The sequence below is a fragment of the Sphingomonas sp. UV9 genome (genome assembly GCF_004101245.1).
Taxonomy (GTDB): Bacteria; Pseudomonadota; Alphaproteobacteria; order Sphingomonadales; family Sphingomonadaceae; genus Sphingomonas.
The window spans coordinates 67,248-84,925 of record NZ_SCIN01000005.1 but is presented as its reverse complement, the minus strand read 5'-3'; the positions used below and the strand labels follow the sequence as shown (position 1 = coordinate 84,925).

11 protein-coding genes are annotated in these 17,678 nt (G+C 64.1%); 1 reads left to right on the top strand and 10 read right to left on the bottom strand.

Annotation, left to right across the window (positions count from 1 at the left end):
- Positions 1-112 precede the first annotated feature (112 nt).
- Entirely contained in the window at positions 113-5,758 is a 5,646-nt protein-coding gene (locus EQZ23_RS18615; RefSeq protein WP_128455962.1) for an autotransporter domain-containing protein, read from the bottom strand.
- A gap of 1,048 nt (positions 5,759-6,806) precedes the next feature.
- On the opposite strand from EQZ23_RS18615, the gene EQZ23_RS20405 reads away from it, so the two are divergent.
- Positions 6,807-7,538 carry a sugar transferase gene (locus EQZ23_RS20405; protein ID WP_240663684.1) on the top strand — a complete coding sequence of 244 codons (732 nt, stop codon included), beginning with the start codon at positions 6,807-6,809 and terminating at the stop codon, positions 7,536-7,538.
- Here the strand turns inward: EQZ23_RS20405 and EQZ23_RS18605 are convergent, their stop codons facing one another.
- From EQZ23_RS18605 to EQZ23_RS18565, 9 genes are all read right to left on the bottom strand, one after another.
- Positions 7,539-7,955 carry a DnaJ domain-containing protein gene (locus tag EQZ23_RS18605; protein ID WP_128455960.1) on the bottom strand — a complete coding sequence of 139 codons (417 nt, stop codon included), beginning with the start codon at positions 7,953-7,955 and terminating at the stop codon, positions 7,539-7,541.
- Entirely contained in the window at positions 7,952-8,665 is a 714-nt protein-coding gene (locus EQZ23_RS19970; protein ID WP_164913516.1) for a M48 family metalloprotease, read from the bottom strand. The genes EQZ23_RS18605 and EQZ23_RS19970 overlap by 4 nt, the downstream gene beginning before the upstream one ends.
- Before the next feature lie 418 nt (positions 8,666-9,083).
- Complete coding sequence (locus EQZ23_RS18595) at positions 9,084-9,290, bottom strand: hypothetical protein (protein WP_128455958.1); 207 nt, start codon at positions 9,288-9,290, stop codon at positions 9,084-9,086.
- Positions 9,291-9,561: 271 nt separating this feature from the next.
- On the bottom strand, positions 9,562-10,557 hold the full coding sequence (locus EQZ23_RS18590; RefSeq protein ID WP_128455957.1) for an NAD-dependent epimerase/dehydratase family protein: 996 nt from the start codon (positions 10,555-10,557) through the stop codon (positions 9,562-9,564).
- A gap of 113 nt (positions 10,558-10,670) precedes the next feature.
- Positions 10,671-12,614 (bottom strand): asparagine synthase (glutamine-hydrolyzing), encoded by a 1,944-nt coding sequence (gene asnB / locus EQZ23_RS18585; RefSeq protein ID WP_128455956.1) that lies wholly within the window; start codon positions 12,612-12,614, stop codon positions 10,671-10,673.
- A 2-nt stretch (positions 12,615-12,616) separates the two neighbouring features.
- On the bottom strand, positions 12,617-13,786 hold the full coding sequence (locus tag EQZ23_RS18580; protein ID WP_128455955.1) for a glycosyltransferase: 1,170 nt from the start codon (positions 13,784-13,786) through the stop codon (positions 12,617-12,619).
- The gene (locus tag EQZ23_RS18575) at positions 13,783-15,714 is read right to left on the bottom strand and encodes an acyltransferase family protein (RefSeq protein ID WP_128455954.1); all 1,932 of its coding nucleotides are present in this window, start codon (positions 15,712-15,714) and stop codon (positions 13,783-13,785) included. Before EQZ23_RS18575 ends, EQZ23_RS18580 begins: the two co-directional genes overlap by 4 nt.
- A gap of 12 nt (positions 15,715-15,726) precedes the next feature.
- Complete coding sequence (locus EQZ23_RS18570) at positions 15,727-16,734, bottom strand: glycosyltransferase family 4 protein (protein WP_128455953.1); 1,008 nt, start codon at positions 16,732-16,734, stop codon at positions 15,727-15,729.
- Entirely contained in the window at positions 16,731-17,678 is a 948-nt protein-coding gene (locus tag EQZ23_RS18565; protein WP_128455952.1) for a class I SAM-dependent methyltransferase, read from the bottom strand. The genes EQZ23_RS18570 and EQZ23_RS18565 overlap by 4 nt, the downstream gene beginning before the upstream one ends.

Sequence of the window (17,678 nt, the reverse complement as noted above, 5' to 3'; positions counted from 1 at the left end):
GGCCCACGGGACGATCTCGCGAGGTTGCGCTAGTCGTGTACCGCCCCCGATCCGCCGAAATCATCGGCGGATCGGGGGCGGTACACCACAGGATCACGATAAGCCTCCGGGATCAGAAGCCGATGCTGGCGGACAGCTTGAAGCTGCTGTCCTCGCCCTGGCTGCCGATCAGGCCGGCGTAGCTCGATGTGATCCGGATGTTCGCGGCCGGTGCCCAGACGAGGTCGAGTCCGGCGGTCATCGCATCGCGCGACAGCGGTGCGCCGGCGATGTCGAACGTCGTGTTGCCGGTCGCGAACCGCGCCGCGCTGGTCGGTGCGCTACCGTCGATGCGGCGCTGCCATGCGGTCACGCCGCGGGCCGACAGACCCTCAACGATCGGTGTGTCGAACCGCAGGCCGGCGGTCGCGAAGGCGAAGGACTCGGTCCGCTTGGCAAGCGTCAATGCGGTCGTGCCACCCGTCTCGGTGAACCCGTCGGTGTGGATCCGGAACGCCTGGAGTCCTCCGAACGGCTGGAGGGTGCCGCCCCCGAGCGGCAGCGCATAGCCTGCTTCGGCAAAGCTGTGCGCGCTGTTGCCGTCATAGTCTCCGCGCAGGCGATCGCCGAAGCCGGGGAACGCCACGAACCGGTCGGTGCGCGCGTTCGACCAGGCATAGCCGAGCCCGGCGCGGATGCGGATCGCGCCATAGGCGCCCCCCGCATAGCCGAGCAGATGCACCGTCTTTGCCTTCGCATCGCTGGCGCGCGCGTCGATCGACGCCTTGGTACGCGTATAGCCTCCGGCGATGCCGACACGGCCGGCACCCGCACCGTCCAGATCGATATCGAACCCGCCGACGCCACCCAGCGTGTTGCGATCGACTGCGCCGGCATTGCGGCCGCCATCGTCGTCGCCGCTGTTGGCGAGCAGCGTACCCCACAGGCCGCTCGGCTGGTTCGCCAGTGTGCGCGCCAGGACGGTGCCCTGCACGAACTGCGCATCGCGGACCATCGCGGTCCGCAACGAGGCGTGGACCTCGCCCGACAGCAGGTCGAATGCGCGCGTGACGGTCGCGTTGTCGGGGATCAACGTCAGTGCGCGATAGGCAGCGTTGCCGACGCCCAGCGCGGCGAAGGCAGGGGCGACCGCACGCTGGTTGGCCGTGCCGGTGCCCGCCAGCGCGACCAGACCGGCCCCGCTGCGGGCGACGTCGACGAACAGCGTCGTGCCGGTATTGGCGAGACGGACCTCGGTGCCGGCGACCGTGCCGATCGGCTGGAGGACGGTATAGCTGCCCGAAATCCCGCCTGCGGCGGTCAGCACGGTGTAGCGGGTGCCGATCCCGCCGGCGGTACCCGACAGCGCCAGTTGCGCGCCGGGCTGCAGCGTTGCGGTGCCACCGACCGCGATCAGGTCTGACCGACCCGCCGCGTCGATCTCGGCCGCATAGGTCGAGCCCGCCTGCTGGACGAAATTGCCCGCGATCGCGATCGTACCGATACTGTTGCCCGGTGCGATCGTCCCGCCGCTGGCGATCGTTGCGCCGGCGATCGTGCCATTGCCCGCGAGCGTACCGCCTGACTGGACCGTCACCGCGGACGGCAGCGTGCCGGCAAGCGTGAGGCGACCGCCCTGGACGCTGGTCGTGCCGGTAAAGCCGAGCTGGTTGCCGATCGTCACGTTGCCGGTGCCCGCCTTCACCAGCGCGCCCGTACCGGTCAGCGTCGCGGCGAAGGCGCCGTTGCTCGCTTGGTCGATACGCAGCGTGCCGGCATTGGCGATCCCGCCGGTGAGCGTCGTCGTGGTGCCCGTCAGCGTCGCGCCTGCAGCGATGCCGGTGCCGTTCGCGAAGCTCGACGCGGTGCTCAGCGTCCAGTTACCCGAGGCGACGTTCAGCCGCTCGAAATTGACCGCGCCGGCAAAGCTGCCGGTTCCCGTTCCGCCCAGCATCACCTGGTCGGTGCCTGCACCGCCATCGACGCGACCGACGATCGTCGAGCCTGGCATCAGCGCGAGCGTGTCGTTGCCCGCACCCATGTCGATCGCGATGCCGTTGGCACCGACGATCCGCCCGGCATTGACGATCAGGTCGTCGCCAAGCCCCAGCGCGATCGCCGCGCCGCGCGTGCTCTCGATCGTGCCGGCGTTACGGACTGACAGCGCCGATACGGTCGAGGCGATCGTCGCCGCGTTGCCACTGGTCAGCGTCGCGCCGGTCGCGACGTCGTAGGTCGTGCTGGCCAGCGTTCCGGTCAGCGCAAGCGTGCCACCGGTCACGTTGGTCGCACCGGTATAGGTTTGCGTGCCCAGCGTGAGCGTGCCGGTGCCGGCCTTCGTCACGCTGCCGATGCCGGTGATCGTACCGCTAAAGCCGCTGTCGATGGACTGGTCGAACACCAGCGCACCGGCATTGGCAAAGGCGCCGTTCAGCACCGCGCCGCTGCCGATCGCGGTCGCGCCCGCGGCGATGGTAGTGCCGCCCGCATAAGTCTGTGCGCCGGTCAGCGTCCAGGTGCCGGCGTTCACCGCCAGCGTCGCGAAGTTGGTCGCGCCGGTAAAGCTGCCGGCACCGCTACGCTGCAGGATCACGGCATTCGTTCCGTCGCCACCATCGATCACGCCGCTGATCCCGGTCGCCGCACCGGTCTGGACGAAGACGTCGTCGCCTTCGCCGAACGCCAGGTCGCCGGCCAGCGTGCCACCGTCGGCGGTATAGCTGGACATGCTGTAACCGGGGTAGCTGCCGAGATAGACGTCGCCGACGATCGTACCGCGGTTGACGATGGTGCTGCCGTACGCGGTGATCGCCTGCGATGCGCCACGGATGACGCCGCTGCTATCGTTGAGGATGTCGGAGCCCTCGTAGACGAACAGCGCGGTATCCTGGCGGCTCTCGATCAGCCCGGTGTTGATGATCTGGCTGGGGGCGTAATAGGCGCCCGTGATCGCCGCACCGTCGGTGACGATGCTGCCGCTGTTCTGGACCGATTGCGCGCCAACCACGCCGTACGTCTGCGCGCCGATCGCGCCCAGAATGGTGCCGGAATTGACGACCGTCGGCGCGCTGATGCCGTAGGACGGACCTGCGAGGTTGATCGTCCCCGAATTGACCACGGTGCCGTTCCCGACGATCGCCAGCGGTGCGTAGGAGTAATAATAATCGGATGCGAAGCCCGTGACGTTGATCGTCCCGGCATTCTCGAACCGGCTTTCGCCTGCGTTCACCGCATAGGTCTGGCTATAGTAATATCCATCGCCGGTGGTGGAGGCCGTCAGCGTGCCGCGGCTGACCACGTCGAGCGCAGTCGCCGCCGCATCCGGGTCGCCGATCCGTTGCGCGACGGTCGGCGCGGTCATGTCGATCAGCGTTCGGTCCGCCGCGGTGATGTCCGCGGTCAGATCGACCTTGCCGACGCCCGACAGCATCAGCGTGTTCGCCAGCGGGCTTGCCGCGGTCAGCGTCAGCGCCGCATCGTTCGCCAGCTCGTAACCGACCCCCTCGAAACCCGACGGACGCGCGATCTGCGCCGTCGCATCGGCACCGACGCGGTAGACGATGCTGTCATACCCGTCGCCGCCATCGACTCCCCCGGTTGCGCCACCGAGTGCTCGCTCGGACGGCTGCACGAGGTCGGTGACGAACTGGTCGTCGCCTCCGCCGAGCCGGACCGCGCCGTTCACCACGCCGCCCGTGTCGACGAAAATATCGGGCGACTGATCGTAGGTCGATCCGCTCGCGAAGTTGATACCGCCGTTGATCGTCCCGGCGTTCAGCACGATGCTGTTATAGCCGTTGCGCCCGCTGATGCCGGTCGCGCCGGTGATCGTCCCGCCCGCCTGGTTGTCGACGATACCGTAATAGGTGATGTCGACGCCCGTTCCGGTGCCGGTAGCTCCGCCGATGATGGTGCCGGTATTGACGAAGCGCCCGAACGACAGCGACACGCCGCTGGTCGCGCCCTGGATCAGGCCGCTGTTGGTCGACGGCGTGGCGTTCGACTGCGAACCGTTGATGATCGCGCCGATGTTGCCGGTCGAGCGGATCGTGCCGCTGTTCACCAGCGGCCCCGAATAGACGAGTGCGCCGAAGCCCGATGCGGTGATCGTGCCGGTGTTGGTCAGCGCGGTCCCGTCATAATTGGTGACGCTGACGCCGCTGCCACCCACCGCGGTGATCGTGCCGCTGTTCGTCAGGGCGCCGATATTGACCGACACGGCCGAGCCGTAGCTGTTGGCGAGGTTCGCGGTGATCGATCCGGTGTTCACCACCGACAAAGTGCCGGGATAGCCGGCGGACGTGATGATCGCCTGGCCCGTGGTCGCCAGCGTCGCGTCGTTGACGAGCGTGCCGGTGCCGGTCGCCGACACGCCGTTGGGCAGTTGAATGCCGTTGGCGAGCGTCACCGTGGCGTCGGTCAGGTCGAGCCCGAGCCGCTCGAAACTGGCGGAGATCGTACCGGCGCCGAGCGTCGCGTCACCGCCGATCGACAGGTCGAGCGTATCGATCCCGGTCCCTGCGTCGATCGTGCCGCTGACGCCGGCGATCCGGCCAGCGGCGATGTCGAACCGCGCGGCGACGGTGTCGTTGCTCGCGCCGAGCAACAGGTCGCCGTTGATGGTGCCGGCGGTGATGTCGACCATGCCGTATTGGTTGGCGGTGCCGGTCGACACGACCGACCCGTTGATGGTGCCGGCATTGGTCAGGCTGAGGACGCCGGCGCGGATCGCGACCGGGCCTGCGCTGCCGATCGTCGCGCCCGCGGCATTGGTCAGCGTCAGGCTGTTGCCTACCTCGATTGCGCTGCCGCTGCCCGCATTTACGATCGAGCCGCTATTCTGGATGAAGGCGTATCCCGGCGTCGTGAACGTGGCGGCGCTGCCGTTCGACACGATCTGCCCGCTATTGGCGATCGAGACATATTGTGCGGAGGTGGTATTCGCCCCGATCGCGGAACCCGAACCGCCATCGATCGAGCCGGTGTTGGCGATCGACTGGATCACCGCGGAGATGCCGCCATTGATCGCGCCGGAATTGGTGATGACGGTGCCCGGCGCGAAACCGATCGGGGTGCCGGCGATGATGCCCCCATTGATCGTTCCTGCGTTGACGATCGTCCGCGACACGCCGGAAATCCCGCCGATCGTGCCCCCGGCCTGATTGGTGATCTGCGTGAAATAGGCCCCGGTATCGGCGACCAGCGCTGCGCCGGCGCTGCCGCTCAGCGTGCCCGCATTGACGATCGTCGCGGTCAGCGTGCCTGCGCTGTTGTTGGGATTGGCCTGCAACCGGATCGCCGAACTGCCGCTGACCACGCCGGCTGCGTCGATACCGATCGCCGTCGCGTTCGAGGGATAGACATAGCCGTAAGGGCTCCCGCACACGGTGACGGTCGCGCCGGCATAGGGATCGCACGGTCCCAGATAGCCGTAATAGGAATTGGCGTTCGTGACGCTGACGCCCGGCCGGTTGCCACCGACGACGCTGCCGCCGATCGTCAGGGTCGAACTGCTGCCGGAGGTCGCAATGCCCGCCGCGTTGCTGCCGGCGAATACGGTCGCACCCGGCTGGACGATGACGCGGGTGCCGCTGGTCGGAACGTTCAGGCCGTCGCTGTCGACGCCGCTGCAGGTCGTGGTTCCGTTGATGCTGGTCGGGTCGGGCGCGCACTGCGCGGAGGCGGGCGAGGCACTCGCGACGATCGCGAGAACGCTGCTCCCGAGCGCGAACGACACCAAGCGCGACCGCATCGGCCACGGCGCAAGCTTACCAACCATTTAAAACCCCCCGGTACATACAACGCGACACGCATCGTTACCGGTCTGCTACCATCACCCCGATCAAGACGTCGACCAAAATAATATCGGTTATGAAGCCGCATCATCGGAGGCGACGAACATACTTGACAAGGGGGGCTTTAGATTCCGCAAGACATACCAGGAAAATCGATTGATACCAAAGCCGCGCTGCTGGATAGAGAGGGGCGTCACCTCGGACATGGAAAACTGTTTTGCACTTGCGTGGATAGCATGTGCCTGAGCTGGTCTGCGAAACCTGCCACAAAGCGTTTGCAGCAACCAAGACCATTTTCGACCCGGTCGCCTGCAGCTGGCCATAAGCCAATAATTATTGTAAATTTCGGAGGCTTGCCCTTGGCTGGCGTCCGGCATAGTGCGCTGGTTGCCCGACATGCTGGCTGATTTAGCCTCAGCTCTTGACGAAAATATGAGTTGTGACGTGTGCTAGATGTAGGATGGCATTTTGTTGCTACGAAGTGATCACGGGAGAACGACGCGAGCGAGCCATACAGACGTTCGATTGCTGAAGCCGCTTTTGACGGTAGCTTTGGCTGCGTATTTCGTACCGCTCGTGTCCCCTTTAATAGCATCTGGCAGCTTGTCTTTGAACTTGCCAAGCACGGTAAATACTCAGCTTACATCGTTGGTCGCTGCGATAGTTGCGCTACTCGTTTTTCGTCGTATGACGATATATCCAGGAGCACGTGCGTTCGGTTTTATATTGCCAGCTTTTTCGACGACTTTTGGCTTTGCAGCGGCCGGGTTACTAGTATCACGTGTAAGTTATAGTGGCTCTATGCTAGTTGCTGGATACGCTGCTTCGGTAGGCGTGACATTCCTTTTAAGATATTTCAATCAGCGTGCTGCACCTAGGCGCATGTATTATGTCCCAGCCGGCAAGACCGGAATTGTTGGTGACACGCCGGACGTTGATTGGGTCAGATTGGCCGAACCCGTTGTTCCGGACGATCCTGATGCATCAATTGTCGTCGACTTGCGCTCCGACCATTCGCCCGAATGGGAGAGAATGCTGGCCCAAGCTGCGCTTGCTGGCATACCTGTCTATCACACCAAACAACTACGTGAGTCGCTGACGGGGCGCGTTCAGATCGAGCATCTTTCGGAGAACAGCTTCGGGTCGTTGTTGCCGGCTCTCGGCTATCGCGGGGTAAAGCGGACGATCGACATCGTCGCGAGCATCGTGTTGCTGCCGATCCTGATGCTGCCGCTGATCGTTGTCGCGCTTCTGGTGCGAGCGAGTTCGCCGGGGCCCATCCTGTTCCGTCAGCGCCGGATGGGATATCGCGGCATACCCTTCGACATGATCAAGTTCCGGACGATGGTAGAACAGGCGGCGACGACCGGTGACGACGCAGCGCGTCACTCGGCCATAACCCGTGATGCCGACGATCGCATTACCGATATAGGGCGTTTTCTGCGTCGGTCGCGGATCGACGAACTGCCGCAGATCATCAACATCTTGCGCGGCGAGATGAGCTGGATCGGGCCGCGACCCGAGGCCGTGACGCTATCGACCTGGTATGAAAGCGAGCTGCCCTTTTACGCCTATCGCCATATCGTCCGGCCGGGGATCACTGGCTGGGCGCAGGTCAACCAGGGGCATGTCGCCGGGCTCGACGACGTCCACGTCAAGCTCCACTATGATTTCTATTACATCAAGTTCTTCTCGTCGTGGCTCGATCTGTTGATCGCGCTTCGCACCGTCGGGATCATGGTCACCGGGTTCGGCGCGAAATGATCAGCCGACCAGGTTGAGTGCGCGCACGACGATCACCACGCTCACTGTCGCGACCAGCAACGATCGCCAATGAAGCCAGCGATAGTGCCGCAACGGCGGTCGCGGCTGAGGGTAAGGGTGGCGTCCGTCATAGCGTCGAAGCCGGCGCTGCACGTTGCGTTGCCGCGCGAGGTGAAGCCGCTCATTGTCCGCCAGAACCCGGTCGTGCGCCGCACGGGCCGTGGCGTTGGACAGGCATCGATAGGCCTGTTGCACCTCGTGCAGACGCCCCGGAAGATCGCCTGCGCTATGGAGCTCCTCCGGACGGGCATAATCCGGGTGATGATGCTTGGCGAGCCGGACGAAGGCCGCACGGATATCGGCGGGCGTAGCATCGCGGGCGATACCCAGGACCTGGTAGAAATCGCGGTGGTTCATCGGACGCGACGGGCGTCGACGACACCGCGCATGGCGGCGATGCGGGACGCGGCGGAATCATGCGCGGCAAACAGGTCGATACCCAGACCGCTCCCGCCCAGACGGTCGAGCACCCCGGCACCCGCGACGGGGTCGAATCCGGCGTCGATCATCAGGTCGCCGGCGCGCGCATCCGCCGCTCGCTCGGTCTCGCGCACGATTCGACCGCTGCGCCCCAGCGTGCGCCCCAGGCCGTGCTTCACGTCGCTGCCGCGCATGATCGTCGCATGGTGGAGGATATTGTGCGCCATCTCGTGCGCGATGACGAAGGCCAGTTCGTCGTCGGTCCGCAGCCTCGCCAGCAGGCCGGTGGTGAGGAAGACGTGCCGGCCATCGGCATAGGCATTGCGCTGGTTCGACCGTGCGAGGTGTACGCGCGACGGACAGGCGGGCAGGGGCGCCATCCCGACGGTGGATACCACGCCATCGCGCCACAACGAGATCGTCGAAACGCCGGTTCCGGTGTGCGTCAGCATATCCAGGACCATATCGGCCCGGGCATGCGCGCGTGCCGCATCGAACGGCACCGATAGCGCGGTTTCCGCAGGAAGGGCGTTGCCGTCAATCGCCAGCAGCACGTCGCCGGGGCGAAGTCCGGCGGTCGCGGCAGGGCTGCCGGGGACGACGACGATCACCCCGGGGCCGCGATCGAGCGCGTGTCCGGCAATCATCCCGGGACGATCGCCCAACTCGAATTGCGACAGATGCTGAAGGACGAGGCCGAAATCGGGCTCCAGCTCCGGGCAATGCCTCCGACCGGCGCGTGCAAGACGAAACGCGATCCGGGCAACCCGTGCGTCGTCGTCCCGGCCTGCGATGCTCGAGACCGGTATGGTCGAGACAGGCATGGTCGAGACAGGTAGAGGGGTGCCGCGCGGCAGATCCGGAGCGACCACGATAGGACTGCGGGAGGGCAAGGCTTGCGGCCGACAATTCGCCGGGCCGGCCATGCTGATCGCGAGCGCCCCGATCACGGCAAGCCTGACATTCACCAAGAGCATCGATCGTGATCGTCGGACATGTAGACAAGAAAAAAGCCCGGAATGGCGATACCATCCGAGCCGTTTTTCCACCGGAAGCCGGGAAGGCTTACGGGCTGTTGGGCGAATCGTCCGAATCTGCAGCGACATAGACGCCGAGGCCGAGCGCGACGACTGCGAGCGCAGCAATCAGGAAGCCGCCACCGGCAAGCGCGTTGTCGCCATCGACCGTCTCGGCCGCGGGCTGGGTCAGCGGCGTGGCAACGGGTGCCGCGGCTGCGATGGTCGGCGCTGCGACGAGCGAAAGTGCCGCCATAGCCGTATAAAGACACTTCAATTTCACGCCGTCATCCCCTTTTAGGATTCAGAGAACCTAACATTGCGAACCCCATAAACCGGAATAGGTTGCATTGTCACGAAAAATCACCGCGACATCACGGTATTGGAAATCTTCGACACGCAACCGCGACTACAGGTACTCGCGACCAAGTACCCATCCGTCTCTACCGAGGTAAATTGCCCGCATCGTCGCCGAATCGATAGTATCCGGCGCGTGTTTGCGCAATCGATTCTGCCCGTCCGCGGCCTCAGAGTCCGTGATACTCGCGATACCATTGTACGAAACGCGGCACGCCGTCGGCGATGGTGGTGCGCGGCGCGAAACCCAGGTCGCGCTGGATCGCGCTGATGTCGGCAAAGGTATCGCGCACGTCGCCGGGCTGCATCGGCAGCAGGCGCCGCTCGGCGGGGCGACCACAGGCCTGTTCGATCAGTGAAATCATCTCGCCGAGATCTTCCGACTGGCTGTTGCCGATATTGTAGATCCGGTGCGGGCTGACGCTGCCGCCTGCTTTCAGCGCGCCGTCGTCCGCGGGCGGGTTGTCGACGCAGGCGACGATGCCGGCGACGATGTCGTCGATATAGGTGAAGTCGCGGCGCATCTGGCCCTCGCCGAACACGTCGATCGGCCGGCCTTCGAGGATCGCTTTGGTGAACAGCCACATCGCCATGTCGGGGCGCCCCCAAGGGCCATAGACGGTGAAGAAGCGTAAGCCCGTCAGCGGGATCCGGTACAGATGTGCGTAGGTCTCGCTCATCAGCTCGTCCGCCTTCTTGGTGGCGGCATACAACGACAGCGGCTGGTCGACGCGGTCCTCGACGCGGAACGGCAGCGTGTCGTTGCCGCCATAGACCGACGAGGACGAGGCATAGACCATATGCTCGACCTTCCGGTGCCGGGCGACCTCGATCATGTTGAGATGCCCGGCGAGATTGGCCTGCAGATAGGCGCGCGGATTCTCGATCGAATAGCGCACGCCGGCCTGCGCGCCGAGATGGACGATCCGGTCGAAGTGTTCGCCGTCGAGCGCGGCCTCGAGCGCGACGTGATCGGAGAAATCGACCTGCTTGAACGCAAAGCCGTCACCCAGCTTGTCGAGCTCGGCAAGGCGCGCATGCTTCAGCGTGACGTCGTAATAGTCGTTGAGGCTGTCGATGCCGAGCACCGTATCGCCGCGTGCGAGCAGATGGCGGCTGACGTTGAAGCCGATAAACCCGGCCGCGCCGGTAACGAGAACGCGCATAAAATAACTCCTGCAGTCTACCGCTTCGATGGAGGCACACGACTACCCGCAAAAGCACCCTTGTGCTGCAAGAACCGGTTCATCCGCGTGCCTGCTACACCGTACCGGGGCAGTTACATACCCTGGCGGTCGAGCCAAGCCTGGAGCATCAACACACTCCACAGCCGGCTGCCGAGCTGTCGCCGTCCCGACAGATGGTCGCGCCATTGATGCCCGACGATCTCCGCGTCGAGCAGCCCCTGTCGCCGGAGACGGTCTTCGGAGAGCAAGTCCGAAGCCCAGCCTTTCAACGGACCGCGCAGCCAGTCGTTGATCGGCACGCCAAAGCCCATTTTTGGCCGCTCGATCAGCGTGCGCGGAACGTAGCGGTCGAGGATTTCGCGGAGCACCCATTTCCCGCGGCCATCGCGCAACTTCTGATGCATGGGCAGCGTCCAAGCCGCCTCAACAACGCGATGATCCAGAAATGGGGCGCGTGTCTCGAGGGATGCCGCCATTGCGGCGCGGTCCACCTTCACGAGTATGTCGTCCGGAAGATAGCTGACGGAATCTATGGCCATCATCCGCGCGACCGGATCCGCGATGGCAGGCCAAGCGCCGCGATCGTCGATCAGCGCGTGATACGAAGACCCGCTCAAGACGGGAACGTCGGCAAGGCCCCATTCGGCCAGCATCGACGCATAGAGATCGTCGATCGATCGAACCGGACCTAGGCGGGCGGCGAGCTTGTACGCCTTGTCCCCCAGATTCGAATGGATCGGCAGGCGATCGAGCGCGTGCGACAGCGAACCGCCGTTGAGCGACAACGCCTTGGTCATTATTTGCGCTACGATCGATCGCAGTGGCGCGGGCACCAAGCGAAGCGATTTCCATAACTTTGGCGCAAACAAATATCGGTTATAGCCCCCGAACAGCTCGTCACCCGCATCGCCGCTGAGCGCTACGGTCACGTGTTCGCGCGCAAGCGCCATGACCAGCGTCGTCGGCAATTGCGAGCTGTCCGCAAAGGGTTCGTCGTAGATGTCAGGCATCCGCGGCACGGCATTGAGGACATCGTCCGCAGTCATCATCAGCGTGCTATGGTCGGTGCCCAGATGCGCGGCGACGAGCGCGGCGTGGCCGGATTCATCGAACCGCTTTTCGTGGAAGCCAATGCTGAAAGTCCGCACCGGGCGCGTCGACTGGGACTGCATCAACGCGACGATCAGTGAGGAATCGACGCCCCCCGACAGAAGCGCGCCCAGCGGCACATCGGCCATCATCTGACCGCAGACTGCCTTTTTCAGCACAGCTTCGAGGTGATCGGTCGCGGCACCGTCGTCGAGGTCGAGCGGGTTCGCGATCCCGTTGAGTGCGGTGTCGACCAGAGACCAATAGGCTATGGGGACAGCGTCGCGATCGTCGACCGAGCGCAGCGTCAACAGCGTTCCGGGCGGCAATTTGCGAACGCCCGACCAGATCGACTGGGGTCCCGCGACGTAATTGTAGCGGAGCAGCTGCGCGACCGCATCGTGATTGATCCGGCGCTCGAACGCGGGATGCGCGGCCAACGCCTTGAGTTCCGATCCAAAGAGGAATTGGTCCCCCTGCCGGCCATAATATAGCGGTTTCTCGCCGAACCGATCGCGCGCCAGCGTCAGCGTGCGCTTCGTCCGATCCCACAGGCCAAAGGCGAACATGCCGACTGCTTCGCGTAACGTTCGCTCGACACCCCAGGATTCGATGCACGCCAGCAAGGTCTCGGTGTCGGAGTGACCGCGCCACTGCGGCGCCAAACCCTGCCGGGCCAGCTTGCCGCGCAACTCGTCGTGATTGTAGATTTCGCCGTTGTAGACGATCATCAGCGCGCCGCTTGGCGACGCCATGGGTTGATGTCCCGCCGGCGACAGGTCGACGATCGCCAGGCGGCGATGCAGCAACGTGATCCCATGTTCCGGATCCGTCCAGATCCCGCCATCGTCCGGACCGCGGTGGGATATGGCCGATGCCATCGGACGCAACGCGTCGCCCAGCGAATCCTTCGGGTCTTTCGCCCATGCTCCAGCAATACCGCACATCGTCAGGTTCCTAGCGAAGCTTCCACGCGCACGCGCGCAATTTCATGCCAGAGCGCGCGATAGGCGGCTGCCATGCGGTCGAGTCCGAACCTGCCGAGCACGCTGATCCGCGCTTGCTCTCCGCGCCGCGCACGATCGAAGGACGGTTCGTCGATCGCTACGCCCAGCGCCTGTGCAAGCCTGTCGGGCGCCAGGGGCGGCACCACCCACCCGGTGCCGTCGACGATCAACGCGGCATCGCCGACATCGGTGACGACACACGGTACCGCGCACGCCATCGCTTCGGCGACGACATTGGGAAAGGCTTCCCCTGCGGAGCTCAGCACGAAGACATCCATCGCGTTCATCACCGCACGGATATCGTCGCGGCGCCCGACACCGACGATCCGATCGGCGAAGGGGTGGCCGGCCAGCAGCGTGTCGAGATAGGGTTCGCCGCGTTCCAGTCCGGCGCCAGCCATCAACAGCCAGACGTCGGGTCGATCGTCGGCAACGATCGCGAAGGCCTTCAGAAGGGAAGGGTGGTCCTTCAGCGGATCGGCCCGGGCAAGATGGCCTATGACGCGCGCGGTTGCAGGAACGCCGGTGGCGATCCGGAAGCTCGCGCCGGCCTCGGCATCGGGCCGCAGGGCTGCGAAATCATAGCCGTTCGGGATCAGTTCGAACCGCCCCGCATAGCCCATCGATCGGTGCAGGACGATGGCCGCCTGGCTGGGAGAGACGACCGCGGCAGGGATCAACCGCGACAGTCGCGCACAGATCCGCGCCACCATCAGCGTTGATTTCTTGTTGCGCGTCGGATCGAAGCTCGCCGCGCGGACACCCCAGCAAACCGGACGTCCGCCGATCCGTGCGGCGATACCGCCGATCAGATCGGCATGATACATCCATGTCTGGACGATATCGGCACCGGAACTTCGCAATATGCGAATCAGCGCGGGGATACTCCGCAGCAGAGACAATGCCGATCCGGCGCCAAGCGTCGTTACCGGAACGCCGATGTTGCGTAACCGGGAGGCGTACAGGCCGTCACCGGTAAGGCTGACGACATGCACCCGGGTAGGATCGGGCATGGCTGTGGCTAGGCGGAACAGGGCCGCTTCCGCACCGCCGCCGCCCAGTCCGGTGATGACATGCAGCACGCGGAAATCCTTGTCGTGCGACGCCGTCACCGAGCTCGGACATCGATCTGGCGCGCAAGCTGCATACGGCGCGCGACATATTCGGAGCCCCAATAGGACAAATGACCATTCGCAATATAGACGATCCTGCCGTCAGCGATCGCGGGATACCCCGCTCCGACGCGCAGCGCATCGTCGAGCATGATCACATCGACATCGAGTTGCGTGCGCACACGTTGCAGGAAGTGCAGCACAGGCGCCCGGTACGCGTGATATTCGCGGTCGGGGACGGCGCAGTCGGCATAATGCCCCAAGGTCGGCAGACCGCGCAAAAGTCGTTCGGCGCACAGCCCGGCGTCCCAATCGAGCGCAGGCGGCGGTGCGATGACGACGACGCGGCGTCCCATCGCTCGTATTGCCCGGATGGTATTGCCAAGTCCGGCAATCGCGGCCGCCTCCGAACCGGCCTGCTCGCGTTCGGTGGTCGGGCTACCACGCATAAGGTGGAACTCCGCAGGCGTAAGATATTGTTTGAAGACGCTTGCGACGGCGACCGTGCGGATCGATGGCGTGTTGCGGACATACGCCAGGACATCGTTGTTATAGGTCAGACAGCCTTTCGCCCAGGCCGCGTTCTGCGTCGATCCGGTAAAATGGCCGACCGGTGCTACGCCGATCAGCGGGCCACAGACGTATTTCGTCGCTTGGACCACGGCTTGCCCCGGCAGACGCGTCGCAACGATGCCGGGGATCAGGTGCATGGCATAGGAATCGCCCCAGACCAGCAGCGTCGGTGGGGACCCGGTGCTGCAGCCGGATCTGGCGGCATAGCTGGTGTCTGAAACGCAGCCGGCACCCAGTCCGGTGTTGCCCCGCCGGTCTTCGGCATAGCGTACGGGTGCCGCTCCCATGGCGATCGCCACATAGGGTACGGCAACGACCGACGCGGAAATCGCCAGGGCCGCGCCTACCCGCGGCCAGCCAAAACGAATAGGCGCCTTGTGGATCGGATACTCGACGAAGCGATACTGAAGCCAGGCGAGGACAAGTGAGACACCGATCAGCAACAGCTTCAACCACGTTGGCGGCGTCTGCACCCAGACATTCATCGCGAAGGCGAACAGCGGCCAATGGATTAGGTAGAGCGAGTAAGAAAAGTCGCCGACGAAGGCGATCGGCCGTACGACCTGTCGGTCGGTGAGCGGATGATGGCGCAGAATGACGACGAGTGTCGCGAGGCACGCCAGCGCCGCGTCCGCACCCGGGTGCAACCCGCCGATCGGATGAATCGGCAGAACGATCAGCGTTGCGATGGCAGGCCAGAACAGCCATTTCACCGGGCGCAAGATCCAGGCGCGATGGAGTATCAGGGCGCCGATCGATCCGATGGCAAGCTCCCAAGCCCGCGTCGGGAAAAAGTAGAACGCGATCTGCGGCCGCCACAATCCGATCACGATGCAGGCAATTGCCGATAACACCAGGGCAGCCGCCACGACGCCAAGCCACATTCGGCGTGGCGTAAAGAACAGGATTGCCGGCATCAGCAGATAATACTGCTCCTCGATCGACAGTGACCAGGTGTGGAGCAGTGGTTTCAGATCCGCGTCTCCGCCGAAATACGACCCTTGCTGCATGAGTACGAAATTGGCGGTAAATGTGACGGCACCCAGGAGCTGCTGCGCAAATTGACGAAACTCCACACTGGTCAGAAGGACCACGGAGATCAGTGCGGTGATCGTGAACGTCGTATAGGCGGCAGGAAGGAGCCGCTTTGCCCGGCGAAAGTAGAATTCGGTGAATTTGAACCTTTTCTGATCGATCTGCGTGCTGATCATCGAGGTTATCAGAAAACCGGAAATTACGAAGAATATGTCGACACCAAGATATCCGGCCGGCAATAATCCCAGCCGTGCGTGATAAATGACGACCATCAGCACGGCAATGCCGCGCAACGCCTGAATATCCTGCCGCAATTTCACGCCAATTTCCCCCTAGACGTCACGCAAATGGTGGGCGAGTTGCGGTGCGAGTATTGATAGCGAGAACGCTCGTTCAACGACTGCGCGTCCTCCCCGTCCTAGGCGAGATCGTTCCGTGTGCGATGCAACGAGCAGGTCGATCGCGTCAACCCACTCATCGATACCTCGTGCGCCGATGCCTAGTGCATCCATCGCGAGGACGTCGGCATTCATACCGATAGGAGAGACCACGACCGGTTTTCCACACGCCATGTATTGCAACATCTTGAAGCTGCATTTGCCACGCGCCCAATCGGTATCAGCCAGCGGCATTATTCCGATGTCGGTTGCCTGTATCTCCGCAACTTCACGGGGTTCGGACCATTTGCCGAAACTCCACCGCGATGGATCGATATTCGGGAAGGCCGGGGACGCGTTGCTGACGATACGGACGTCGACATCGGCGTGGCGCGCCAGAATGATCTTCAAGACAGGCTCGATCGACTCGAGATACGGGAAATTCGCAGCCGTGCCGATCCAGCCAATGACCAGGCGGTCGGTCTGCGTCTTTTCGACAGGATGATACCGGTCGGCATCGACGCCGGTCGGCAAGATCGCCACATCGCGCGCCCAGCCACTATAGACGTCGGCCAGCCACGCATTGCCGCAGATCACCCGGTCGCAAGCCTCCGCGATCCGCCGGGCAAATCGACCATCGCGAAGCAGATGGATCGCATCGTCGACGTCCAGCAGGCGCGGTCGCTTGGTCAGCCCTTCAAGCGTCGCGAGCGACGACAGCATCTCGCGCTGCAGCAGCACCCGGTCGAAGCCGTGCGAGCGGATCGCCTGCCAGCCGAGTTCGGCGAGGCGCTTGGCCGCCCAGCCTGGCCGCTGCCAGTTCGCAGCAGGGGGATAGACCGACGTCGATGTCGGCATCTCGGTGATCGCGATCCCGAGATCGGCAAGCGGTTTGATGTATTGCCGCACGCGAAACCGGGCGCTCGGAACGTCGCGACCGCCGGTGAACGCTGCAACTTTCACTCTCCGATACGCTCAGCCCAGACCGTCATTCGCCCGGTTTGGTTGAGGCTGGCCATGACATAGGACACGGGGAACAGCGCGAGGGCGCCGATCCGGCCGCCGCGTTCGGGAAAGTCCTTCAAGGCCTTCCCCACGCGCAGCCAGCCCTTGTCCTCGAGCCAATAGCCTGCGCTCGCGATCAGGTTGGACATCGTCCGATGGCGCTGGATCCGCGTCACGCGCCACCCCGACGCCGCCATGACCTTGGTGATGCTGCTCGCGTCGAAGTGGAAAAGGTGATTGGGTAATTGCAGCGCGTACCAGCGCTTGCCGAACAGGCGCGCTTCGGCCGCGCCGCTGTCGGGCACCGATACGGCGAGTTGCCCCCCGGGTTTGGTCCAGCGAGCAAGCTTGCGCAGTCCCCCGACAGGGTCGTGAAGATGCTCGACGACCATCCAGCCGACCACTAGGTCGTAGGAATTCTCGGCCTTCTCGATGCCCTCCAACGCGCCGATCTCAACCGGGAAGCCGAGCGCGCGCGCTGCTTCAGCGGCTTCGGGTGAGAATTCGACCCCTTCGACGTCCCAGCTGCGGTCCGCCATCAGCTTGAGAAAATTCCCCGATGCGCAGCCGAATTCCAGCATCCGTCCGACGGGGAGATCGGGGAGGCTATGTGCCTTGGTATCGAACAGCGTCTTTGCCGCAGCCAGCGCGCGCGCCTTGAGCCCGGTCTGGGCTGCGGCATCGGCAGAGATGCGGGTCCCGACATACGGGCCGTAATCATCCGGATAATAGTCGCCCATGCTCTCCGGCGTCGGCCGCGGCGAAGTGCGCGCAAGCCCGCAGGTCCGACAGCGAACCACCGTGAACTCGCCCGGAAGGCCGTGCTGGCGATCATGGCCCTGTACGACAAAATCATCCGGCCCCTGACAGCCGAGCGGGCAGGAAATCGTCTCCAAAGCCAA